Here is a 23,080-nt window from a genome sequence, read left to right as displayed (position 1 = left end):
GGCGACCATCTGACCGGTTCTGCCGACCGGAACCAGCTTTCGGGTCTCGATGGGGACGACTTCCTGTTCGGATACGGCAATATCGACTATCTCAAGGGGGGCGCCGGCAATGACACCATCGATGGTGGTGGGTCTTCGGACTATGCGCTGTTCGATGGCGATCTGGCCGACTACACCCTGACACGGACCGCCGATAACCGCGTGACGGTTGTTGGCCCGGATGGCAACGACAGCCTGATCGACGTGGAATACTTCCGGTTCGACGATCAGGATGTGCGGATCTGGGATCTGCCGTTGGTCTGAGGTCAAAAGGTCGGGCATCGGCTATCGGGCATGCGTCAGCCTGCCCGGTTTCCATCCTCCGGAGTCGCTGTCCAAGACCAGCGCCACCGTGGCACCCGCCGCGGTGGTTTTTTGAGAGACCCCGGATCAAGCCCATATGGCCCGATCCATGTCTCTATCGACCTAGGTCGTCGATTATGCAGCGGGCAATCGCGTTCAGGGTCTTTTTGCCGAGACAAGTCTGCGGCGGCATTCTGTTCGTCACCGGCGTTTCGCGCAGGGTCGATGCCAGGGATACGAAGCGCGTATCGAGAAACTAGAGCGGCAAACTGGTCCTGCAGGAGAAGATCAACAAATCCGTGTGACCGAAAGGACGGCTGGAGGGCTGTATTGAACTCTCTTGGTGGGTTCTAACAAGTCCTAGTATTGTATTAATAAATCGTCACTTCTCTGTGCGCCGAACAGTGCTCGGATTGGCCTGCATTGAGCCTCTTCAATGCGGTCGAATGCGGTGTGTGATGGCCCAAAATAATCGATCCCTTTTCAACTGCTTAGGGAGATTTTCGGAGTCAGAAAGTGAAATGGTGCTGCCGGAGAGATTTGAACTCTCGACCTCTCCCTTACCAAGGGAGTGCTCTACCCCTGAGCTACGGCAGCCCGCTGTACCGGCGCGGCGGCCCCGTCTGTCGGGGCACAGCGTCGCGGTGAGCGGGTGATTAGACTCAAACGAAACGCGGCGCAAGGGCATCTGGACGGTTTTTTTCGCCTCCTGTAGAGAAAGGGTATGGCAGAGCAAAAAACCCCTTCAAAAAGCAAATCCGCACCGGCGGGCCGCAAGGACAGGCTCAAGGCCGCGCTCAAGGCCAATCTGGCCCGGCGCAAGGCACAGGCCAAGGCGCGAACCGCGCAGGCCGACGCGGAAAACGACAACAAAGGTTAAGAGCAGATGGATTCGATTCTCGTTACCGGCAACGGGCCGCTTAGTGGCCAGATTCCGATTGCAGGGGCAAAGAATGCCTGCCTCACGCTGATGCCCGCCACGCTGCTCAGCGAAGAACCGCTGACGCTGACCAATGCGCCGCGATTGTCCGATATCAAGACGATGACGCTGCTTCTGCAATCGCTGGGAGCCGAAGTGTCGGCCTTGCAGGATGGCAAGGTGCTGGCGATGTCCAGCCACGACCTGACCAGCCATACCGCCGATTATGACATCGTGCGCAAGATGCGTGCCTCGAATTTGGTGCTGGGACCGATGCTGGCACGGCTGGGTCATGCGGTGGTTTCTCTGCCGGGTGGTTGCGCCATTGGCGCCCGCCCGATGGACCTGCATATCGAGGCTCTGGAGGCGTTGGGGGCCGAGATCGAGCTGCGCGACGGCTATCTGCACGCCAAGGCGCCCGGCGGGCTGAAAGGGGCCGTGCACGAGATGCGCTTTGCCTCGGTCGGCGCGACCGAGAACATGGTGATGGCCGCCACCCTGGCCAAGGGCACCACGGTGCTCAAGAACGCTGCCCGCGAACCCGAGATCGTCGATCTGGTGCGTTGCCTGCGCGCGATGGGTGCGCAGATCGAGGGCGAGGGCACCCCGACTATCGAAATCCAGGGCGTTGACCGGCTGCATGGGGCCACCCATCAGGTGGTGACCGACCGGATCGAACTGGGCACCTATATGCTGGCCCCCGCCATTTGCGGCGGCGAGGTCGAGCTCTTGGGCGGCAGGCTCGACCTGATCGGTGCCTTTGTAGAAAAGCTGGACGCCGCCGGTATCGACGTTGCAGAGACCGACAAGGGCCTCAAGGTCAGCCGCCGCAATGGCCGTGTCTCGGCCGTCGATGTCACCACCGAACCGTTCCCCGGGTTTCCCACCGATTTGCAGGCGCAGATGATGGCGCTCTTGTGTACGGCCGACGGCACCAGCGTGCTGGAGGAGAAGATATTCGAGAACCGCTTCATGCATGCGCCCGAACTTACCCGCATGGGCGCCCGGATCGAGGTACATGGCGGGACAGCTACCGTGCGCGGGGTTGAACGGCTGAAGGGGGCGCCGGTGATGGCCACCGACCTGCGCGCCAGCGTGTCGCTGATCCTGGCGGGGCTGGCCGCCGAAGGGGAAACGCTGGTCAGCCGGGTCTATCATCTGGACCGCGGATATGAGCATGTGGTGCAAAAGCTCGAAGCGGTGGGCGCCAAAATCGAACGGATCAAAGGCTGATGTCGGACGCAACATTCAAGGACGGGCGCGAGGCGCCGCTGAACCTGGGCGCCGAGGATGGCGAGGACCTCAAGATCATCTCGACCCTGGTACAGGACGCGGTGTTTCCGATCACCGAAATGTCCTGGCGCCCCGGCTCGCGCCGGTTTGCCCTGCTGCTGAACCGGTTCCGGTGGGAGGATCGCGTCGCCGCCGACAAGCGCGGGCGCGACTATGAGCGGGTCCAGTCGCTGCTGGTGATCGACACAGTGCTGGGTGTCGCCAGTCAGGGTATCGACCGGACCGACACCGATACCGTTCTGTCGCTGCTGTCCGTGACATTCGAGCCGGACACTGATGGCGCCGGGCAGGTTCTGCTGACGCTGGCGGGCGACGGTGCCATCCGGCTGATGGTCGAGGCGGTGGATGTCACGCTCAAGGACGTGACCCGGCCCTATCTGGCCCCCTCGCGCCAGGCTCCGCATCACTCGGACTGATGCAGAACAAGCGGGGGATATCGCAGGCCTTTTCCCCCGCAGGCACCGGGGGCGAGCTGTTGCGCCGGGCCACCCCCTTTGACCTTTTCGACATGTCGCGGGTGCTGACCCGCTCGATCAGCCAGCTGTGCACTGCCGATCATGGCGGTGATGCAGCGGCGATTGCGCGCTGGTGCGCCAACAAGACGCCGCAGGCGCTGCGCGCGCAGATGATGGCAGAGGGTTGGGAGTTCTGGCTGCTCATCCGCGCTGGTCAGATTGCGGCCGTAGGCGCGTTGGCCGAGATCGACCGGGGCGCTGGTACCGGGCGCATCACGCTCAACTATGTCGATCCCGCCTGTCGGGGACAGGGCGCCAGCACGGCCCTGCTGGCGGGGATGGAGGCGCGGTTGAGCGATCAGGGCGTCACGCGCGGGGTTTTGACCAGCACTGCGACGGCGCGCGATTTCTACCTGTCGCGCGGCTGGCAGGCCGATGGCCCAGCTCGGCAAGGTCGTTGGATATTGGGCCATCCAATGACCAAGACACTCGCCCGCTGAACGCTGTCGACGATAAAGCCCGCCGCGCGCTGCCGCGCCGCAGCGAGTGAAGCTTGAGGCGGGCGGGCACTCCGGTTATGTCATCGCCAAAGGAGAGCCAGATGCCCCAGTTCCTCGACAGCCGTCAGCCCGATTTCGAGCCCGCCTTTGCCGCCCTCCTGGGTGCCAAGCGCGAGGACAGCCCGGATGTCGATGCGGTGGTGGCCGGGATCATCGCCGATGTGCGCGCCCGCGGCGATGCGGCGGTGATCGAACTGACCGAGCGGTTCGACCGGATCGCGCTGACGCCACAGACGCTGCGGTTCTCCGCCGAAGAGATCGCGCAAGCGGTCGATGAGGTGCCCGCCCCCGAACGCGCCGCGCTGGAACTGGCCGCCGCGCGGATCCGGGCCTATCATGAGCGGCAGATGCCGCAGGACGCGGACTGGACCGACGACACCGGCGCGCGGCTGGGCTGGCGCTGGTCGGCGGTCTCGGCGGCGGGGCTGTATGTGCCGGGTGGTCTGGCCTCCTACCCTTCGTCGGTGCTGATGAATGCGATCCCGGCCAAGGTGGCGGGCGTGGGTCGTCTGGCCATCGCCGTGCCCACGCCGGATGGGCAGGTCAACCCGCTGGTCTTGTTGGCCGCGCAGATCTCGGGCGTTGACGAGGTCTATCGCATCGGCGGTGCACAGGCGATTGCCGCGCTCGCCTATGGCACCGATACCATCGCACCTGTCGACAAGATCACCGGCCCCGGCAACGCCTTTGTTGCAGCGGCCAAGCGGCGGGTGTTCGGCAAGGTGGGCATCGACATGATCGCCGGCCCTTCCGAGATTCTGGTGATTGCAGACCGCGATAACGACCCCGACTGGATCGCGCTCGATCTGCTCTCTCAGGCGGAACATGACGAGAGCGCCCAGTCGATCCTGATCACCGATGACGCCGGTTTTGGCCGGGCGGTGGCCGATGCGGTGGAGAAGCGGCTCGAGACACTGGAACGCCGCGCCATCGCCGGTGTCAGCTGGCGCGACTTCGGCGCCGTCATCACCGTGGCGGATCTGGACGAGGCGGCGGCGCTGTCGAACCGGATCGCGCCCGAGCATCTGGAACTGTGCGTCGCCGATCCCGAGGCGCTGGCGGCCAAAACCGTGCATGCCGGCGCTATCTTCCTGGGTCAGTACACGCCCGAGGCGATCGGCGATTACGTGGGTGGCCCGAACCACGTGCTGCCCACCGCGCGCTCAGCGCGGTTTTCGTCAGGGCTGAGCGTGATGGACTTCCTCAAGCGCACCACAATGTCGCGGATGACCCCCGAGGCGTTGCGCGCCATCGGCCCGGCGGCCGCGCAGTTGGCGCGTTCGGAAAGCCTCGAGGCGCACGGCCTTTCGGTTCAGGCCCGGCTTGACCGGTTGAACGGCTAGATCTCCAGATCGCGGGCAAAGGGAAAGAACCAGGCGGTGAGGCTGTTGAACATCTCGCGCACGGTCCCCGCGCGGCTGTCGAATTCCGCGAGACAGGCGCAGAGCGTGCCCAGCTCGCCGCATTGATCGGCCACTTCGACCAGCGTTGCCGACTGGTTGCGGCTGTACCCGCTCAGCGCCGACATCCGCAGTTCTTCGGGCCAGTGACGGGCCCGCTGGGCCAGCGCCTCGGCCACACGCAGCACCACCTCGCCCTCCTGCTCCTCAAGGATGCGCCGCAAGGGCGGATAGAGGTCGGGGTTCACCCCCCGGAACATGCGAAACGCCAGGTCCGTTTGCGGCAGCGTATCGCTGGCCAGCAACCGGGTCAGGTCCTCTTCTTCGCCGAAGCGCCGGTAGAGGTTGGCGATATCCGAAATCCCCGGCGCGCCATGGGACCAGAATTTCTCCAATCGACCGGCCAGGTCGGGGGCGGCCTCGACAAGGGTTCCAAATTCGTCGGCAGCACGCGTAACCCGCCCCGCGGCCAACGCCAGTGCGCGGGGAGAGGGTGCAATCATATTTCCAGGCTTTACATACCGTTCGCTCAGAAATGGGCTTGGCCAGCATCGGCCAAACCATTCATCCAACCGCCCCTCGGACAGGCGGTAAGCGTCGATATAGGATCGAAACCCCGAGTAACGCAGGCTTTCAAACCCTTCGGCAACCTGCGCATCGGACTCCGTATGGGTATAGGCAATCGAGCTCAGTACCGAGGGGTGGTGATCGACAAAGCCAGGGCTGTCATTGATTTGGCTCTGTGCGCTCTCGGCCATCGCAGCGGTATCCATACCGCTTCCTGCCACCAGCAGACATTGCCAGATCGGATGCCTCCAATATCCGCGCTGCAAGGCGCTTGCCTTATCTTCTTCTGCCTCACCCTTGCCGCGGGTCTGCAATGCTTCGAAATAGCGCGGCGCCAGATCGGCCACCTCGGCAAAGCGGGCGGCGGCAAAGGCGCGCTGGATATCGCGCGACAGCCGCGAGGCCGATCGCCAGTCGGACCCGTCGGGGCGATAGACATCCTCATGCGTCCGCACACCCAGCGGATCAGCGGCGCGGCTTTGACTGGCTTCGCTGACGGTGGTGAAATCCTCGTCTGCCGTGCTCAGCCCGTGCTGCGCGGCCGAAGTGAATTCCTGTTTCTCGGCCAGTTCGCGCAGGTCATCGCCCAGATCGAACGCCTCTTCCTTGCTCAGCACCCGGCCCAGCAGCACATTGACCCGCGCCCGCCAGGCGGCGGGCAGAGTGTCCAGATCCTCGCCCAGCGACAGGTCCAGCGCGCGCGCGGTAACGGCATCGAATTCCGGTACGTCGCGCGGCGACAGAAACGCCTCGTAATAGAGCGCCTGAAGGTCGCACATCTCGGGGTCCATCCGCTCCCACCTTTGGCGGGCGCCCTGATCGGCGCCATCGGGCGGACCCAGCCGGAAATAGTCGCGCGCGGCGGAACAGACCGCCAGCGCATCCTCGCGCAACCGCGCCTTGCGCTTGCGGTCGGCGTCGGTATCGGCCTCGCGCGGGCCGGCAAAGAGGCCGGCCACCATCATCCGCCGCACATCGGCCCGGTGACGCAGGGCAAAGGGCGGCTCGCCCGGCTCGACCAGCCAGTATTCGTTCTCCAGCTTTTCGCGCAATGCCTCGGCCCTGCCCTGCGGCAGCACGGTGCCCTGCGGCAGGCCCAGACAGGGCACCGCCAGCACAAAGCGGATCAGGTCGGTATTGATCTGCCGCAGCACCAGACCGGGATGGGCCAGGCTGCGCAATTCGGGGTCGTCGATCCGGTCGAGGATGCGTTCATAGAGGAAGCGATGGGCGAATTCCGAGCGGAACGCTTCGGCGCCATCCTCTTCGAGGTCTGCAATCAGATCGGCGATATCGCCGTCGTGGCCGCGCGCGTATTGCACAAAGATCAGCAGCGCCAACGGATGCCCCTTGAGCAGGCGGCTGACCGTGTGACGCAAGCTCTCGTCGGTCAATACCGGGGCGCGGTCGAGGCCCTTGCGCTGCATGTCCTCCTCGGACAGGCGCCGGTCCTCTTCCTCGATCAGCTGCGCGCCCGCCTCGACCGAGAGGCCCTCCAGTGGGATGCGTCGCGAAGCCGGGCCAAAGCGGTCGTCCAGCTCGTCGCCCTCCAGCGGTTCAGCGCGGCCCGACAGAACACAGCGCAGGCCGGGCAGCTCGCGGCGGAACTGTTCCTCGACGTCGAGGATCAGGCGCACCACCTCGCCGCCCTGCCGGTCGACCGCCTCGAAACTGTCAAAGGCCAGCGCGATGGGCTGCGAGCGCAAACCATGCGCCCAGTCGCCCCGGAACCAGCCGGGCAGCTGGCTTTCCAGGAAATCGGCCTGGGCGCCATGATCGCGCACCTCGCCCATCAGATCGGTCGAGGACAGGGCTGCCCGCCGTGCCCGCAGTTGCTTGGACACATTCGCAGCGGCCTCGGGTGGTTCCAATGTGCGGGTCACGCCCACGGCGATCTGGTTCAGAATCTCGCGGGCAATCTGGAACGGTGCCCCGGATTTCAGTTGCGGCCGGTCGAAATCGAGGATCACGGTGATCGGCGCGTCACGGCGGGTCTGCCAATCCTGCAACAGTCGCGCCAGCACCGCCGATTTGCCGATGCCCCCGGTACCGGTGAGCAGCAGCGGGCGCGTATCCACGGTCTTGCCACGCAGAAAACGGGACAGGCGGCGACGGACATTGTCATAGCCGAAATGGCGGCGCGGCAGCACGATGACCAGATCGCGCCATTTCTGCACCTCCTGGATTTGCCGTTTGGCCTCGCTTTCCAGCGCCTCGAACCCGGCGTTTTCCAACGCTGGCACCGCGCGGGCAAACTGGACCGCGTCCAGGATGGCGGCGTTGTGGCGCAGATGGCTCAGCAGGCGAGTCTCGTCATCGCTGCCCTTGGGTCGGGCCACCTCGACCTGCGCGCCAGCCAAGAGTTGGTGTAGCATCTGTCCGAACAGGTCGTCATGCCAAGGCGCCGGTGCCAGTTCCAACGCCTGATCCAGTTGCGCCCGCGTGAGAAACCCGCGCAGCGCGGCGTTGCGCGGATCGGGTGCCAGCATCCAGCCATAGCGGGGCGCCGCCCCCGGCGCCGGGCATAGAACCTCGGTCACGCCGCGCGACAGCGCGCCCAGCACGTCGTGGCGCAGGTCGGGCCGTCCGTCGACCCCGAGTGCGTCGCACAGCTCGTCAGGTTCGTAGCAGCCGCAAACCGCGCTCAGCTCGTGTGCCAGATCGATCAGGGCCTCTCGCATTACTCGTCCTCTCCCACCCGTGCGCCGACCCGTCCAAACAGCGCATCCGCCGCACCCGCCACATGGGTTTCGACAAACTCCGACATCCGCTCCAGCGGCGCGTTCGCGCCAGCGAGCGAGGCGACGATATTGCTGAGAAAACCAAGGCTGGTCTCGTCAAAGGGCTTGTCCCGCGCCCCGCGCATGTTCAGCCACTGACGGAATACCTGTCCCGGATCGGCCAGATCCCGAGTGCGGATTGCCGATTTCAACACAAGACTGGGGTCGAGCCCGTTGATCTGGATATCTTCGCGCAGGCCGATCAGCACCAGCCGCAGATTGTCCTGCCGCCCGATCTGGTCATAGAGCGTCGACAGGAATTCGCGCCCCGAGGCATCGGACAGGTCGTGCCGGTCCAGATCGTCGAGCAGGATCCAGACCATGCGGTCGCCCAGCCGCTCGTTGACTTGCTGCATGAATTTCGACACCAGCCGTTTGACATAGGCGGGCGTTGTCGTGTCGGGCGCTTCGGGCAGGCTGGCCACTGCATCGGGGGCAAAGCTGGCCAGCGTATCGCAGGCCATGCGATAGGCGTCGACCTGCACGTCCCCGGCGCGAAACACGATATGGTGATGCTCGGGCGAGGCAAAGAGTGCGCGCAGGATCTCGACCGAGAAGCTCTTGCCGGGGCGGGTGACCGGCACGTCTTCATCGTTCTCCACATGTACCCGCAGAATACGGCGGTCGCCCTTCCACAGCTTCTCCAGCGCGGCGATGTAATCGGCCCGGCCAAAGACCGGGCGGCGCCCGTCCAGACAGCCCCCCACTGGGCTGAGACCGGGGATCTCGGCCAGCTTGCCCAGCATCCCCTTGGCCGTCAGATCCGCGGCGATCGAGGAGAGCGGCACCGCCACGTTGAGCGCGCGGTGATGACGGGCATCGGGCGGCGGGGTCAGGGCCTCGAGTCCCAGATAGTGCAGCGCCACCGGTTGGCCATTCTGGTCCAGTGCCAGCCCGCCCGATGAGCCGTGCGCCGTGGTCGCCTGATGGAACAGCCGGTGCTGGCGCGGTTGGCCATAGACCACCTTGCCGCCGGTGATGGTGTGTTCCTCAGAGCCCGGATGATGCAGGATCCAGACCCCGTTCGGCACGTCCTGTGTTACCCGCGCCAGATCGAACCAACCCCGTTGCAGGCCCGGCGCTCCGGTCAGCCGGATGACAGCATAATCCCAGAACCCTTCGACCGCGTTCAGCCAGCCACGCCGCTTGGCCAGCTTGTCCCAGGCGTAATCTTCCTCCAGAACGGGCCCGGTCTCGCTGTGGGCGACCAGCCAGTCCTCGGCCACGTCGAACACGGCGCCCTTGCCCTCTTCGATGCCAGTGGTCGACGAATAGTCGAAACGTATTTGAAGATCGCCCGGTTCCAGGTCCAGTTCGATGACATCCTTGATCACGTGGAAATTGGTCAGGACCATGGAGGGGCCGATCAGAAACCCGCTGCCGGTGACCCGATCGCCCATATCATTCCGGGCTTCGACCCGGCAAAGCCGTCTGCGTCCCAGGATGATGCCGGGCAGGATGTTGCCGGGATCGGTCCAGAACGCGGTTTCGTTCACGAGGGACTCGGTATTGGCCCGTTGCAGCGTGGCATGGGCGCGCTTCAACCCCAGCGCGCTGATCATCTTTTGCGCCAGTTGACGACGGTGCACCGGCAAGGGCGCCTCGGCTCCGATATCGAAAAGGCCCGCCGACACGGCGGCGGCGAAACAGTCGGCCACCGCTTGCGGCCCGCCAAGTGCGGCCAGCGCCAGGCACAGCGCATCGGCGTCGCGGGCCGGGTCCAACCCGCCGCCGCGCCCTGTCACCACCATCGCATGGGCAAAGCTGACCGGTGCCCCCGGCAGACGCCGGGCGGACAGCCAGCTATCGTACCAGCCGCGCAATTGCGGGCGGGCGAAATGCAGCCCCCGCACCACGCCCAACACGCAAGAGATCAGCCGTTCTTCGGTCCAGTCCTGTTCCGTCATTCCCCCTGCCCGTTCAGCAATCCGGTGGCAAAAGCCCCGTCGCCCATCCCCAGCACCGCCTGAATATCATGCGCCAGGTTGGTCTCCATCGTCTGCCCGCCGAAATGCAGCCCGCAGAGCTGGCCCGGATTGTGCAGCGACAGGATGGCCGAACCCGAGTTACCGGGCAAGGTGGTCGCATCATGGCTGAAGGCCCAGCCGCGCGGATCGCCCGCCACCGCGCCGGGGCGCGCCTCGATCATGCCGGGGCTGATGTATTTCACCCCGTAGCGATCGCCATAAAGCTCGCCCAGCCGCGCCCAGAAGGCCAGATAGGTGTCCTGGTCCTCGCGCGGATCGGGTCCGCGCACATTGCGCGGCTCGGCCGGATAACCCGCGACCAGTATCTTGGTCAGCGCCGGATCAGTGGTCGAGATCAGGCCCCGGTCGATCGGATCTGGTGGGGGCGCATGACCATTGTTGGGTTCGATCCGCATAAGCGCCATGTCAAGCCGCGCCATGTTGACCGTCCGCCCGATACGCGCCGCGCCCGCCGTCGCCACCTCGGTCAGGGTATAGCGGGTGGTCTCGTCGGCGGCCTCGGGATCAAAGATGATCGAGACCGGAAAGCGCAGCTTGAACGGGCGCCGGCCGTTTTCCTCGGGCATTGGTTCGGCAAAGGCGTCGATCACGTGACGGTTGGTCATCACCAGCCCGTCCGACAGCAGGAACCCGGTGCCCACGTGCACCCAGACCCCTTGCGGGTTGCGGGCGTCGATACGGCCCACTGCGCGGACCAGCGGTTGCCAGCGGTTTACCGCCGTCAACAGATCGGCGCGCCAACTGCCCAGCAGCGGATCGAACAGTTCGGACCCGTCCGCCTGAACCCGGATCGCGGGTCGGCCGCTGAGCTTGACCAGCGCCTCGAGCGCAAAACCCACCTCGCCCGGACTGAGCTGAACATCGCGGTCCGGGTCGAGATGCGATTGCACCGCCTGCCGGATCTTGTCTGCCGCTTCGGCCTGCATGGCGGTATCGACCAGATCGGGCGCGGACTCGGCCCGCGCCTTGAACAAGTCGTTGACCGTTTCCATCACGGTTTCCAGCCCCTCGCCCCTGAGCCGGTCGACCGAGGCCTCATAGCTGAGGTCAGCGGCGCTCTCAGTCGTGCCGCCGCGCCCGGCAGCCAAGCGGCGAAAGGCGTGGTCCAGCGGCGCGGGTGGCGCGGCGGGGGCCAGCACCAGCCCCGGTTCACCCAGCGGCTGGCGATCACCCAGCAGCGCAGCCAGCGCCGGAGACGGCATTTCGCGCATCGCGTTCTCGACCGTGACCGAGGCTTCGGGCTGTTCGCGCAGCCGCCAGTCGAAGGCCAGGTATTCCGCCTCGGCCTGCAAGCCGCCTGCGTTGAAATCGGCGCCGAACAGCAGCTCGGCGGGACCTGCGCTTTCCGAGACCGCACCCGCGACGATGTCGGCTGGGTCCAGTGCCAGCAGCGCCTCGGCATCGACGATGCCTGCGCCCATCAGGCCGTGATCCCAGCCTGCGGGCGCGTGCGCGGTCTGACGCAGCGCGGCGCGGAACAGTTCTTGCAGCGGCCAGCCACGACGATGCGCCTCCTGCCGCAGCGCGCTCCAGCCATGATGCTCCAGCCACAGCGCCGCCACCCCGGCCGTCAGTGCAACGGCAAAGGAGGTGCCCTGCCCGGTATCGGTCACATCGCTCAGATCGGTCTGGCCCGGGCGACGGCGAGCGACATGCAGGTTCTCGGCCGGGGCCGAGACGTCGACCTCGGGGCCCCGGCACGAGCCGCGCCAGCGCTGCCCGGCATGGTCGACCCCGGCCACCGCGATCACGTTGCGGTCAAAGGCGGGATAGGTGACGAAACGCACGCAATTGCCCGCCGCCGCCATCACGATCATGTCCGCCGAGACCGCGCGCGCCACAGCCCGGCGCATCACCCGTGGGCCAAAGCCGCTGCCCAAGCTCATGGTCACGATCCGGCAGCCCTGGGCTCGCGCATGATCAAGCGCGCGCGCCACCGGAACCCAGGACCCGACCACGACCGCGTTATTGGTCCGCAACGGTACCAGCGAGGCGCGCGGCGCACTGCCGTTTACCCGGCCCGACCGGCGGCTGATCACCAGCGATGCGGTGCCGGTGCCATGGCCTGGCGATCCCATCGAGGGCAACAGGGGATCGGTCGGGTCCGGCGTGTTGTCGACAAAATTGTAGCCCCGCGCCATGTCGATACCGTGATCCAGTTCGTTATGGGCGGCCACGCCGGTATCGGGCTGGCCGATCCGCTGACCGGCGCCGGTAACCCCGAACCGCGACATCGCCCTGTCCGCCCGGATCAACCGCAGCGCCCAGTTGCGATCCGCCAGCGGCGGCGTATGCGCCCGGCACAGGTCCCAGATCACATCGCCCACGTTTTCGACCGGGGGCGGCACGCTTTCGGCATCGGTGAAGGGTGGCAGGATATCGGGTGTGACCGAAACCAGACCCAGCGCCTCTTTCAACGCCGCCGCCTCGGCAAAGAGGTATCCGGGCGATTGCTCGATCGGAACGCCCGGGAATTGCAGGACCAGCATGTCCTCATCCGCCTGGGTCGCGCGGAACAGGTCGAACCGGTCCCCTTCCAGCAGCGTCGCGATGGCGCCCCGCGCGGCCTCGGCGGTGACCGGTTCGGGATATTCCAGCGTAAAGGACAGGATATCGGTCGGCAGCGCCTCTCGCCCCGTGGGTGTTGCAACCCGTGCCGCGGCTTTCAACAGGTCCAGCATGGCGGTCTCCTTCAATATGCGAATGGGAAATCAGGTCTCAAATATTCCGCAACAATAGCACCGACGCCCCGTGATTTGAAGAAAAACCCTCGCGCCCTGCGGGCATATGGGGCGCGGGCATTACCTTGCGTTGTGCAATCGGTTCTCGGACCGCCCCGCGCACGGGACTTGGCAATCGGGCGTCGACGCAGTACTCCTCTGTCCAGATAGACGTTATAACCCCTTGGATTTACAAGTCTCGGTCGAGAAGGAAGGCAGCGCGTGCGCCCCACGAACCGAAAAACCATTCCGCCACTTGAAACCGTCTTGACGGGCGTTTCGCTGCTGGCCGGGCTCGAGACCGAGGTTCTGGCCGAATTCGCGGCCGATCTGGAGCTGGTCACTGTCTATACCGGCCAGACCGTGATGGAGCAGGGCGAAACCTCGACCGAGATGTACGTGGTTGTGCGAGGTCGTCTGGTCGGTCTTTTGTTGTCGCCCAACGGCAAGGAGGTGGCGTTTACCGAGATCACCTCAGGTCGCTATTTCGGGGAATTGTCGGCGTTGGACGGGCGGCCGCGCTCGCTCACCATCTCTGCCGCCGAAACCACGATTCTGGCGCGGATGCCAGCGCAGCGGTTGCTTGAATGGATGGCGCGGGAACCGCGGCTGGCCCATAACCTGGCCATCGACCTGGCCGAGCGCAACCGGGCGCTGACCGAACGAGTGTTTGGCTTGGTGGTGCACGACGTGGACAAGCGGGTGCGGGCGCTGCTGATTCAGCAAGCGCAGGCGGCGCAGCAACTCAAACCGGGCGGTGTGCTCGATCCCAGCCCCACGCATGACGTGATCGCCAACTATATCGGTGCCACCCGCGAGGCGGTCAGCCGCGTGATGGCGCGGCTTGCCGCCGCCGGAGTGATCGAGACCGGGCGACGGCGGCTCGAAATCGCGGATATCGAGCAGCTGTTCGAAGGGCTATGACCTGCCCCAGCGCTCCTTGAGCCGCAGGCATTCGGGCAGCATCCAGCGCTCGCCCGAACGAATTGCGCGCTCCAGCGCAGCCAGATCGCCGCTTGGCCCGTCCCGCAGCGCGGTTTCCTCAGCCATGGCATGGATCACCCGAAAGGTGGGTTGCAGGAATTCGAACCCCTGCTCGCCCAGAACCCTGCTGCCATAGGCGAACTCGGCCTGGCCCTCGTCGACCCGTCCCGCGGCAATATCCCCGATGCCGGTCAGCATCCGGGCATAGACAAGCCAAAAGGCCAGTTGCCTGCTCTGGGCCAGCTGCTTCAACTCGCTGGCGTGGTCGCGAAATGCCCCCCAGTCGCGACGGATCGCCGCCGGAAAGGCGGCGCCGAAGGTCAGCGTGTGGCACAACGTGTGGGTCATCTCGGAGGCGCGTGCTGAGGCCAGCGCCGCCGCCGTGGCGACGCGGGTATCCTCGGGGGTGCCGGTGAAGGCCTCGATCGCTGCAATGCAACACAGAACGGTGGCGTGATTGTCGGTGGCGCCGAACGGCCGCAACGGCTCGGCATGAAGGGTCGGGTCATAGGTGGCGAGGAACCGGTCCAGATACTGTCGCGCGTCGTCGAACTCCCCCCGGAACATGTGGCTCGAGCCCAGCATCCGGTCGAGCACCAGCGCATGCAGGCCGGTCGGATCCGAGCGCGCGATATCGGCCAGCCCCACGGCAAATTCGTGGCCCGCGTCGATATCGCCCTGCACGCAGATGTCGATCCAGCGAAAGAACATGGTCGAGAACACCCGCTGGCTGCCACCAGTACGTTCGATCAGCGCGTTGATCCGGCCCAGCACATCCTCGCCCGCTGCGCGATAGCCCTTGGCCCCGATCAGCGCCGGGAACAGCGCCAGCAAGGTGTCGGCCTCGAACTGGTCGCTCCAGTCGCCTTCGGTGGCGCCGATCCGGGGCACCAGCGCCAGCGCCCGGCGGAACAGGGCCACGGCCTCGGCATCAGCCGATTGTGCGGCGGCGCCACGCCCGGCCTCGGCCCACAGTTCTGCGGCAGGACGCAACCGCCCGGCCCGTTCAAGCTGATCGGCCATCAACGTCGGTTCCACCGCCTGCCCTTCGGCGCGGCGGCGCGCCAACGCTTCGGCGATAGCGGTGTGGATGCGCTCGCGGTCGCGGGTCAGGATGATGTCATAGGCACAATCCTGAAGAAGCTGGTGACGCAGGATCAGCCGGTTTTCGTGTTGGCTGTCGCGGGCAAGGTGCAGTTCCGCCAGCCCCGCCGCGATCAGCTCGTCCAGCGCCTCTTCGATGGAGCCGGGGCCAGGCCAGAGGTCGCGCAGCAGCGGCAAGGGCGCCTCGCGCCCGATGCTTGCCACCAGCCGCAGCAGTGGACGCGCGCGCGCCAGCCGACGAATACGTGCCTGAAGGCTCTGTTGCAGGCTGGAGGGTACCGACATGTCCGGCAGGTTGTCGGCATCCACATCCTCGGGTCCCGCCAGCCGCGCCCGCATCTCCAACGCCAGTTCCTCGGCAAAGACGGGGATGCCCTCGGCCCTTGCCACCAGCGGCGCCACCAGAGCTTCGGCGCCCTTCGCATCTCCAAGGACCTCGCGCACGATGCTGTTGGTATGTTCCGGCGACATCAACCCCAGCGAAATCGGCACCGATCCGTCCACATGCATCAACCGCTGGTCTGGCAGCGCGTTGCGGGCGCTGACAATCAGCATCAGGCCCGGCGGGCGGCGCGAGGCCAGTGTCAGCAGAACGTCGATGGTCGAGGGGTCGGCCCATTGCAGATCGTCTATCCACAAAACCTTGGGCCCGGATTCGGTTCTGCCGAAGTGATCCGCCAAGAGGCTGATCACACGTGCCCGGCGCTGGCGGCGCTCGGCCTGGGTTGCTCTGGGAACGGCCTCCAGCTCGGCCCGCAGGGTCGTTGCGGCAGGCAGATCGGGATCGTGATCCAACAGCAGCCGGAAGGCGCCATAGGGTGTGTCGCGGCCCTGCTGGGGACAGTTGACATGGCGGACCGGCCGGTCCTCGTGCCGCAGCCGGTCAAGGAACTCTCCCACCAACCGCGATTTTCCGATGCCGTGCTCACCGGCCACGGTGATCAGGTTGAACGCCCCCATCGCGACTGCGTTCCAGCAGGCCGACAGCCGCGCCAGTTCCGCTTTCCGATTGACAAAGGGCACCCGGTCGGGACGGGCCAACAGCGCCACGCCCAGATCGGGGGTCCGGCGTGCCTCGACCGCGTAGACCGGCGCGGGTTCGTCGATCCCCTTGAGCTGCCTGAGGCCCAGGAAATTCAACTCGAAATGATGCTTGATGAGCGCCGCCGTGGTGTCCGAGACCACGACACCGCCCGGTTGCGCCTCGGCCTGAAGTCGCGCGGCCAGATTGACCACCGCGCCATAGGCCCGCCCGCCCCGCGCGTGCTGGCTGAGGTGCCGGTCCCCGATCACCACCGGCCCCGAGGCGACCCCGACCCGCACCTGCATCGGCCGCGCCCCCGGCACCGCGATGGCGCCGACGCGGCGGCAGGACTCGCAGGCGGCCATCACGCCGCGCAGCGCCGCATCCTCCAGTGCCTGCGGATAGCCGAAATAGATCAGCACTCCGTCGCCGTGATACTGCGCCACATGGCCGCCATATCGATCTACCGCGCCGTCCACCGCACGGTAGAATTCGCCAAGCAGGTCGGTGAACCGTTCCTCGCCCAGAGAATGGGCAAGTTGGGTCGATCCGACCAGATCGCAGAACACCACGGTCAGATAGAGGCGCTCGCTCTGGTCCTCGACCGGGGCGGATGGCACAACGACGTCAGGCGCATCGCGCAGGTCGGCGATGCGTGCCAGGATCTTGCGCCTGTGTCCCAGAGAGATCACCCCGAGATCCGTCAGATCCTGATCCGACAAATGCTCCAGCACCTCCAGGTCGATATCGGCCTGTTCGAACCGCTCGGCATAAACCTCCAGGCCGATATCGGCCAGCCATGAGGTGACAGAGCCGATGGTTCGGGACATTTCAGTCATTTCTCCGTTATCCGGTGATCGCCTTGATCGGTTCCTCGAAGCCATGGAAACCCGGCGGGAATCCCGGCCCCGGCGGATGCCATTCCAGCGGCTCGATGCTTTGCGGGAAGCGCAGCAGGTTGAGCGGGTCGTATTTGTGCTTGATCAAACGCAGCAGCCAATAGGTATCGCCCCAGTATTCGTCGGCAAAGCCGGGATTGTCCGGGCTGGGATAGTTCTGATAGCTCTGCCCGGTCCAATGCGGGGCAAAGGCTGCCTCCCAACCCGCGATGAACGCCAGCATGGTTTCCTTCTCCTGTTCCGTCAGCCAGAACACGTCAAAGAACAGGTCGCAATACACATCCCGGTGAAAGAAGGCGTTTTCGCCCTTTGGCATGCGGGCGATGGCGCCGCCATAGATCTCCATCGCGGCGATCGTATAGGGGCTGGGTGAGGTTCGGAAATAGTCCAGCAGTACCTTCCAGCCTGCAGCGTCGATCGGCTTGGCGACATAACGGCTGATCTTTGCCTCGGGAGGCGGCATCGGCGTCATGTCGGCGGGGAATTCCGGCACCTCGTAGGGTTCGCTCAGCAGGATACGGTTGAGGTCGATATATTGCTGCGGATCGTAAAGCGCCTGCAAGGTGGCGCCGGGGAGCGCCAGCACCGGGGCCAGTTTCTCCTGCAACTCCTCGCGGGTGCCGCGATACATCCCGCGCATCAGCAGCACCGGTTCCTTGGTCTGCCCCTCGGGCCCCTCGAAGGCCCAGATCATCTGATAACCCATGGTGTCGGGCGCGCCGGTGCGCATGAAGTTCTCTTGCAGCCAGGCCAGCGAGGTCGCGGTATCCTGCACGCCCGCGTCGGTCTGCATCGACCAGCGCACGGAAAAGCCCGAGAAGGTCGAACCGCGATACAGCCGGTACTTGACCCCCAGCAGTACGCCAAAGTTGCTGCCTGTGCCGCCGCGCACCGCCCAGAACAGATCGGGGTTCAGCTCGGCATTGGCATGCACGATGCGACCGTCGGTCATCATCACGCGGATTTCCTCGACCTGATCGCAGTTCATGCCGAAGATGCGCGCGGTAAAACCGTATCCGCCACCCTGCATGTAGCCGCCGACACAGACATCGGGGCAGGCACCACCGGGCGTGTGCAGATCATAGACCAGAAGCTTGGCGTTGAACTTGCCGAAATTGGTGCCCGGCCCGACCCAGGCGCGCAGCGCCTCGGGGCTGATGCAGACATCGTTCATCCGGCTGACGTCGATCAGGAACCCGTTCTGCGACGAGAAGCCCGCCGTGCTGTGCCCGCCCGAGCGCACCACGACCGCCATCGACAGCGCCCGCGCCACCCGCAGGCATTCGGCCACGTCGGTCTCGACCTCGCAATAGACGATGACCTGCGGATAGGCCGAGAACCGGGGGTTCGACAGCATCCGGTCGGCGTTGTATTCAGGGTCGCCGGGCAGCACCACGGTGCCCAGGATGTTCTTTTGAAGCTCTTTGGCGTATTTCGGCGGAAGCCCCTGAAAACTGGGGTCGGTCTTTTGATTTACGGCCCAAACTGCGGATTTTTCGCGCAAACGTTGCGCACGACTATCATACCAAAGCACGGCTATGTCCTAAACAGAGAATATCTGGGGGTATCGTAAGAGAGCCGCCCCGTATTTTGCAATCGGTTCTCTCGCTTAGGTCGAAAAATCTGAACCGGCTCTACCCCTGAGATGTCTCTGTCACAACCGGTCGCGCAGGCTGAACCACAGCATCGCCAGGATCAGCAGCGGTGTGCGCAGTGCCGGGCCGCCAGGAAACGGGCGCCCGGGCACGCGTGCCATCAGGTCGAACCTTTCCGCCTGTCCGGCGATGGTTTCCGCCGCGATCTGCCCCGCCAGCGTCGCCAGCGCCACACCATGACCCGAGAAGCCCGACAGGCTCAGCACATTGCCCGACAGCCGTTCGAAATGCGGCATCCGGTTCATGGTGATGCCAAGCGTCCCGCCCCAGGCATGGTCGATCCGCACATCGGCCAGTTGCGGAAAGATCTCGAGCATCGGCTTGCGCACCTTGGCGGCGATGTCGGAGGGAAAGCGATAGCCATAGCTTTCGGTGCCACCGAACAGCAGCCGGTGATCGTCGGAGAACCGGAAATAATTGATCACGAACTTGCTGTCGGCCACCGCGTGATTGTTGCGGATCAGTGCCTCTTGCCGTTCGGGCCCCAATGGTTCGGTGGCGATGATATAGTTGTTGATCGGCATGACCCGCGCCGCCACCCGGTCATCAAGACGGCCCAGATAACCGTTGCAGCCCAACACCACATGGCGCGCTGTGATCTCGGCCTGATCGGTGCGCAGATAGGCGGGATCGCCCTCGGTTAGTGCGGTCACTTTCGAGCGCTCGAAGATACGCGCGCCTGCGGCCACCGCCATCCGGGCCAGACCCAGCACCAGTTCCAGCGGGTCGATATGGCCCGCATCCTCGTAAATCGACCCGCCGTGATAGGCGTCCGAGGCCACCAGGTGCCGCATCTCCTCCCGGTCAAGCGCCCGGATCGCGGTATAGCCGTATTCCTCGCGCATGTGGCGGACATGGTCGTGGCTGTGCGACACGAAACGTTCGCGGTGATCAGCATGGATGATGCCGGGATGGAAATCGGCATGCACCAGATCCGAGGCCGCCAGGTCGCGCACCAGATCGACCGATTGCCGCGCCACCTGCCACAGGGCATGGGCATGGTCGCGGCCCAGCAACTTTTCCAACTCTTCCTGTTCCAGCCGCTGGCCCTGCCCCACCTGGCCGCCATTGCGGCCAGAGGCGCCGAATCCCACGCGCTGCGCCTCGAGCAGGACCACGTCATAACCGCGCTGCGCCAAGTGCAGTGCCGCCGACAGCCCGGTGAACCCGCCGCCCACAACGCAGACATCACAAGTCAGCGCGCCCTTCGCCTGAGGGAACGGGTCCAGCTTTTTTGCCTGCGCGGCGTAGTATGACGGCGGGTATTCGCCGGGGCGGTCGTTTACGGTCAGCAGGTCCATCATCTCATCCCCTGTTTCAAAGCCTGCTATAGCAGCAAATTCAGAGGCCTGCCAGATATGATCAAATTTTTGAACGCCTGTTATTTCAGCCCGCCGTGCCGATCAGCGCCACCCCTGCCGCCATCAGCGCCGCCGCCCCCAGACGGCGTTTCCAGTTGCCTTCCCCCAGAAAGACAAAGCCGATCAGGGCGGCAAAGATCACCGAGGTTTCGCGCAGCGCGGACACCGCGCCAAGGGGGGCAAAGTTCTTGGCATAAAGGACCAGCCCATAGGCCGCCATCGACACCAACCCGCCCAGGATGCCGGTGGCCCAGACCTTTGGCTTCAACCCGGCCAGCGTGTCCCGTTTTCGGATCGCCACAAAACCCGCGATGAAGAGATGCAGGAACGCCCCCCAGGCCCAATAGGACAGCGTGTTCTGCGACAGCCGCACCCCAATCCCGTCGACCACGGAATAGGCCGAGATACACAGGCCCGTGCCCACCGCAAACCCCAGCGCCGCGCGCCCGACCCCGAGGCGCAGCGCCGACCAGCTGCTCAGCTGGATACCGGCGGCGATGGTGGCGATGCCCACCCAGGCCTGGACCGGCAGGGTTTCACCTAGCAAGAGCAGCGCCCAAAGCGCCACCAGCGCCGGCACGATGCCGCGCGCGATGGGATAGACCACGCTCAGATCGCCGTGACGATAGGCCTGCCCCAGCATGTAGTAATAGCCGAAATGGATCACCGTCGAGAGCAGGATATAGGGCAGGCTTTCGGGCGCGGGCAGTGGCAGCAGCGTAACCATGACCGCGCCCGCCAGCACATGGCCCGAGGCGACAAGGCCCAGCATCGTGGTGCGGTCCGCCGCGCTTTTGACAATGGCGTTCCAGATCGCGTGCAACAGGGCCGCCGACAGGATGATGGCGACGATGCCCGCCGACATCTCAGTCCTCGTCCTGCGTTGCTGGCAGGGTTTCGATCAGGCGGGTCTCTAGCAGTTGACCGTTGGCATAGAGGATCGGATAGGCCACGGCCGAGATATGGCTGTTGAATTCGCGCAGGGCACGCAGGGTTTCCAGATGACAGTCGCTGGTGTCGAAACTCTGCACCTCGCCATTCTGCAAGCGCCGGAAATGCCGCTTGCGGCTGCTGCGCTCGGCGCGTTTCAGCTCGGTCTTTTCCAGGCTCAACAGGCGCGCGCTTTCCAGATCGTCCGAGATCAACACGTTCGAGGCCAGTTTCATGTTGGCCAGAATGGTCTCGTGCATCTGCTGCAACTCCGACCAGCCCTCTTTCGAGAACTGGTTGCCGGTCTTGCGCAGATCGCCCGCCAGAACGCAAAGCCGCCCGGCCACCACGTCACCGGCGGTTTCCAGCCGCACCGCATATTCCAGCATGTCACGCGCGCTGCGCGCCGCGTCCTTGCCGATCTGATCGGCGGGCAGCGCGGCAACATAACGGCGGATGCCCGACAGGCAGGCATTCACCTCTTTGTCCAGCGATTGCACCGCCTTGATCCGGGTCTTGTCGCCATCGCGATAGAGGCCCAGAACGGGGCGGAACATCGCCTCGACCAGATCGGCCATGCGCAGCAATTCGCGCTTCAGGCTCGACACCGCCTGCGCCGGGCTGCCGATATGGGCGGGGTCGAGGCTGGAGGCCGGGCGCGCCAGTGTGTCCGCATCGACCGGCTGCGCCGGGTCCGGCAACAGCCGGGTCAAGGGCGCGGCCAGCAGGTTGCAGAATGGCAGCGCCAGCACCAACAGCGACGCGTTGAATGCCAGATGCGCATAGACCAGCTCCTGCCCGCCATGCTCACCGGCGCCCAGACCGTTGCGCAGCGCCAGGTTGACCGCAAAAAGGCACAGCACCGCCCAGGTGCCGCGCAGCGCCAGATTGGCGAATGGGATGCGCCGGGCGGGCATCGTCATGCCGCGCGACAGCCAGACCGGGATGAAGGCGCTGCCGAAATTTGCCCCCAGCACCAGCGACAGGCCCGCGGCAAAGGGAATCGCGCCGATCTGAACCAGCGTCACGCACATCAGGATCGCCGCAACCGACGAATGCATAACAAAGGCCAGCGCGCCACCGACGATAAAGGCGGTGACATAGTCGCGCGCCAGATAGTCGGCGATGGCGGGTAGAAAGGCGCTGTCTCGGATCGGGTCCATCGCCTCGCGCAGGAACCGCAGCGAGATCAGGATAAAGGCGATACCCATCAGGATGCGCCCGAACTGACGCGCCTTGCGCTGTTCGGTCTTGACGAACAGCCAGCCGCCCACCGCCAAGAGCAGCGGTACCAGCCAGTCCAGCCGCCAGGACAGGATCTGGATCACCAGCGCCGAGCCCAAATCGCCGCCCAGCACGATCGCCAGCCCCTGACCGAACCCCATCAGCCCCGCCCCGGCAAAGCCCGAAGTCAGCAGCGCCACCGCGGCCGAGCTTTGCAGCACCACCGCCATGACCAGTCCCACCGCCCCGGCCCGCATCACGCCGCTATTGCCGGTCATCACCCGCTGGAACGACGAGCCATAGGCGCGCTCGATCCCGGTGCGCACCATCCGCACCGCAAACAGCAACAGCATCGTCGCGCCCGCAAGGCTGATCAGAAAGGAAAAGATCGCCATCGCTCAGCCTTCGGGGCAGGTCGCGCGGAGGTGCAGGGGGCGGTTCAACTTGGCGGGCTCCTTGTCTTGTGTCCGAGTGGCCCCCGCCGCTCTCGGAAAGATGTGAGACTCAACAGGCCGGGGTCCAGAATTGACCCAAGCTGCCTTTGTTTGCGCAAACGTGCAATGGCCAAACCCACAAAACCGGTATTTTCCGGGCAAAGACGGTCACGAAATGGCGATCAGAGTAAGGATAGCACCAGCAACAGCAGTACAAACCCGGTCAGGACTGTTCCGATGCCGCGCATCCAGGCCGGGCTTTGCCCCAGTTCCAGATAGCGCGACAGGATCAGACGGGCCTTGACCAGCGCCAGCATCAGTACACCTGCGCCGATCAGCGCCTGCGGCACCGGCGCCAGTGTCAGAAGCGCGCCCGCAAGGCTCAACGCCAGCAGCGCCAGCCAGGCGCGGTTCAATGGGTCGGAGAGAAACGCGCGCATC

At 65.3% G+C, this 23,080-nt stretch carries 15 protein-coding genes, 1 tRNA gene and 1 pseudogene; 7 read left to right on the top strand and 10 right to left on the bottom strand.

The annotated features are described in order from the left end of the window. Positions 1–303 (top strand): annotated as a pseudogene (locus tag AC2FL1_RS17430) (hypothetical protein); the annotation flags it as partial. A gap of 561 nt (positions 304–864) precedes the next feature. Here AC2FL1_RS17430 and AC2FL1_RS17425 read toward each other — a convergent pair. Beyond that, positions 865–939: transfer RNA gene (locus AC2FL1_RS17425), tRNA-Thr, on the bottom strand. Positions 940–1,066: 127 nt separating this feature from the next. Between AC2FL1_RS17425 and AC2FL1_RS17420 the strand changes: the two genes are divergently transcribed. From AC2FL1_RS17420 to hisD, 5 genes are all read left to right on the top strand, one after another. Next, entirely contained in the window at positions 1,067–1,222 is a 156-nt protein-coding gene (locus tag AC2FL1_RS17420; RefSeq protein ID WP_496877765.1) for a hypothetical protein, read from the top strand. A gap of 6 nt (positions 1,223–1,228) precedes the next feature. Further along, positions 1,229–2,494, top strand: coding sequence for a UDP-N-acetylglucosamine 1-carboxyvinyltransferase (gene murA, locus AC2FL1_RS17415; protein WP_496829692.1), 1,266 nt, complete (start codon positions 1,229–1,231; stop codon positions 2,492–2,494). Then, a complete protein-coding gene (locus tag AC2FL1_RS17410) occupies positions 2,494–2,970 on the top strand; it encodes a DUF2948 family protein (protein WP_496829694.1) in 477 nt (158 codons plus the stop codon). Before murA ends, AC2FL1_RS17410 begins: the two co-directional genes overlap by 1 nt. Then, a complete protein-coding gene (locus AC2FL1_RS17405; RefSeq protein WP_496829696.1) occupies positions 2,970–3,509 on the top strand; it encodes a GNAT family N-acetyltransferase in 540 nt (179 codons plus the stop codon). The genes AC2FL1_RS17410 and AC2FL1_RS17405 overlap by 1 nt, the downstream gene beginning before the upstream one ends. 101 nt (positions 3,510–3,610) lie before the next feature. Continuing rightward, on the top strand, positions 3,611–4,912 hold the full coding sequence (gene hisD / locus AC2FL1_RS17400; protein WP_496829698.1) for a histidinol dehydrogenase: 1,302 nt from the start codon (positions 3,611–3,613) through the stop codon (positions 4,910–4,912). Here the strand turns inward: hisD and AC2FL1_RS17395 are convergent. The 3 genes from AC2FL1_RS17395 to AC2FL1_RS17385 are packed head-to-tail and all read right to left on the bottom strand — an operon-like array spanning position 4,909 to position 12,985. Further along, positions 4,909–8,217, bottom strand: coding sequence for a hypothetical protein (locus tag AC2FL1_RS17395; RefSeq protein ID WP_496877764.1), 3,309 nt, complete (start codon positions 8,215–8,217; stop codon positions 4,909–4,911). The genes hisD and AC2FL1_RS17395 overlap by 4 nt on opposite strands. Next, positions 8,217–10,223, bottom strand: coding sequence for a trypsin-like serine peptidase (locus tag AC2FL1_RS17390; protein WP_496877763.1), 2,007 nt, complete (start codon positions 10,221–10,223; stop codon positions 8,217–8,219). The genes AC2FL1_RS17395 and AC2FL1_RS17390 overlap by 1 nt, the downstream gene beginning before the upstream one ends. Beyond that, positions 10,220–12,985 carry a S8 family serine peptidase gene (locus tag AC2FL1_RS17385; protein WP_496877762.1) on the bottom strand — a complete coding sequence of 922 codons (2,766 nt, stop codon included), beginning with the start codon at positions 12,983–12,985 and terminating at the stop codon, positions 10,220–10,222. The genes AC2FL1_RS17390 and AC2FL1_RS17385 overlap by 4 nt, the downstream gene beginning before the upstream one ends. Positions 12,986–13,291: 306 nt before the next feature. On the opposite strand from AC2FL1_RS17385, the gene AC2FL1_RS17380 reads away from it, so the two are divergent. Next, positions 13,292–13,948: a Crp/Fnr family transcriptional regulator gene (locus AC2FL1_RS17380; protein WP_496829707.1), complete on the top strand. Its 657-nt coding sequence runs from the start codon at positions 13,292–13,294 to the stop codon at positions 13,946–13,948. Here the strand turns inward: AC2FL1_RS17380 and AC2FL1_RS17375 are convergent. The 6 genes from AC2FL1_RS17375 to AC2FL1_RS17350 form a co-directional block, all read right to left on the bottom strand. Further along, on the bottom strand, positions 13,943–16,966 hold the full coding sequence (locus AC2FL1_RS17375) for an adenylate/guanylate cyclase domain-containing protein (RefSeq protein ID WP_496877761.1): 3,024 nt from the start codon (positions 16,964–16,966) through the stop codon (positions 13,943–13,945). The two genes, AC2FL1_RS17380 and AC2FL1_RS17375, sit on opposite strands and share 6 nt — an antisense overlap. 16 nt (positions 16,967–16,982) lie before the next feature. Beyond that, positions 16,983–18,569 carry an FAD-binding oxidoreductase gene (locus AC2FL1_RS17370; protein WP_496877760.1) on the bottom strand — a complete coding sequence of 529 codons (1,587 nt, stop codon included), beginning with the start codon at positions 18,567–18,569 and terminating at the stop codon, positions 16,983–16,985. Positions 18,570–18,689: 120 nt separating this feature from the next. Further along, a complete protein-coding gene (locus AC2FL1_RS17365) occupies positions 18,690–19,991 on the bottom strand; it encodes an NAD(P)/FAD-dependent oxidoreductase (RefSeq protein ID WP_496877767.1) in 1,302 nt (433 codons plus the stop codon). A gap of 85 nt (positions 19,992–20,076) precedes the next feature. Beyond that, the gene (locus AC2FL1_RS17360) at positions 20,077–20,916 is read right to left on the bottom strand and encodes an EamA family transporter (protein ID WP_496877759.1); all 840 of its coding nucleotides are present in this window, start codon (positions 20,914–20,916) and stop codon (positions 20,077–20,079) included. 1 nt (position 20,917) lies between these two features. Further along, positions 20,918–22,600 (bottom strand): Na/Pi cotransporter family protein, encoded by a 1,683-nt coding sequence (locus AC2FL1_RS17355; RefSeq protein ID WP_496877758.1) that lies wholly within the window; start codon positions 22,598–22,600, stop codon positions 20,918–20,920. A gap of 221 nt (positions 22,601–22,821) precedes the next feature. Continuing rightward, positions 22,822–23,079 (bottom strand): cytochrome C oxidase subunit IV family protein, encoded by a 258-nt coding sequence (locus tag AC2FL1_RS17350; RefSeq protein ID WP_496829715.1) that lies wholly within the window; start codon positions 23,077–23,079, stop codon positions 22,822–22,824. Position 23,080 lies beyond the last annotated feature (1 nt).

It is taken from the genome of Ruegeria sp. YKSF070 (assembly GCF_059612725.1).
This window is presented reverse-complemented; position numbering and strand designations above follow the sequence as displayed.

What these genes read in the sequence shown, in the direction of transcription:
- murA (WP_496829692.1), top strand. Translation starts at nt 1,229, where the DNA reads ATGGATTCGATTCTCGTTACCGGCAACGGGCCGCTTAGTGGCCAGATT.
- AC2FL1_RS17405 (WP_496829696.1), top strand. Translation starts at nt 2,970, where the DNA reads ATGCAGAACAAGCGGGGGATATCGCAGGCCTTTTCCCCCGCAGGCACC.
- AC2FL1_RS17390 (WP_496877763.1), bottom strand. Translation starts at nt 10,223, where the DNA reads ATGACGGAACAGGACTGGACCGAAGAACGGCTGATCTCTTGCGTGTTG.
- AC2FL1_RS17395 (WP_496877764.1), bottom strand. Translation starts at nt 8,217, where the DNA reads ATGCGAGAGGCCCTGATCGATCTGGCACACGAGCTGAGCGCGGTTTGC.
- AC2FL1_RS17360 (WP_496877759.1), bottom strand. Translation starts at nt 20,916, where the DNA reads ATGTCGGCGGGCATCGTCGCCATCATCCTGTCGGCGGCCCTGTTGCAC.
- AC2FL1_RS17350 (WP_496829715.1), bottom strand. Translation starts at nt 23,079, where the DNA reads ATGCGCGCGTTTCTCTCCGACCCATTGAACCGCGCCTGGCTGGCGCTG.
- AC2FL1_RS17410 (WP_496829694.1), top strand. Translation starts at nt 2,494, where the DNA reads ATGTCGGACGCAACATTCAAGGACGGGCGCGAGGCGCCGCTGAACCTG.
- hisD (WP_496829698.1), top strand. Translation starts at nt 3,611, where the DNA reads ATGCCCCAGTTCCTCGACAGCCGTCAGCCCGATTTCGAGCCCGCCTTT.
- AC2FL1_RS17355 (WP_496877758.1), bottom strand. Translation starts at nt 22,600, where the DNA reads ATGGCGATCTTTTCCTTTCTGATCAGCCTTGCGGGCGCGACGATGCTG.
- AC2FL1_RS17365 (WP_496877767.1), bottom strand. Translation starts at nt 19,991, where the DNA reads ATGGACCTGCTGACCGTAAACGACCGCCCCGGCGAATACCCGCCGTCA.
- AC2FL1_RS17385 (WP_496877762.1), bottom strand. Translation starts at nt 12,985, where the DNA reads ATGCTGGACCTGTTGAAAGCCGCGGCACGGGTTGCAACACCCACGGGG.
- AC2FL1_RS17420 (WP_496877765.1), top strand. Translation starts at nt 1,067, where the DNA reads ATGGCAGAGCAAAAAACCCCTTCAAAAAGCAAATCCGCACCGGCGGGC.
- AC2FL1_RS17375 (WP_496877761.1), bottom strand. Translation starts at nt 16,966, where the DNA reads ATGTCCCGAACCATCGGCTCTGTCACCTCATGGCTGGCCGATATCGGC.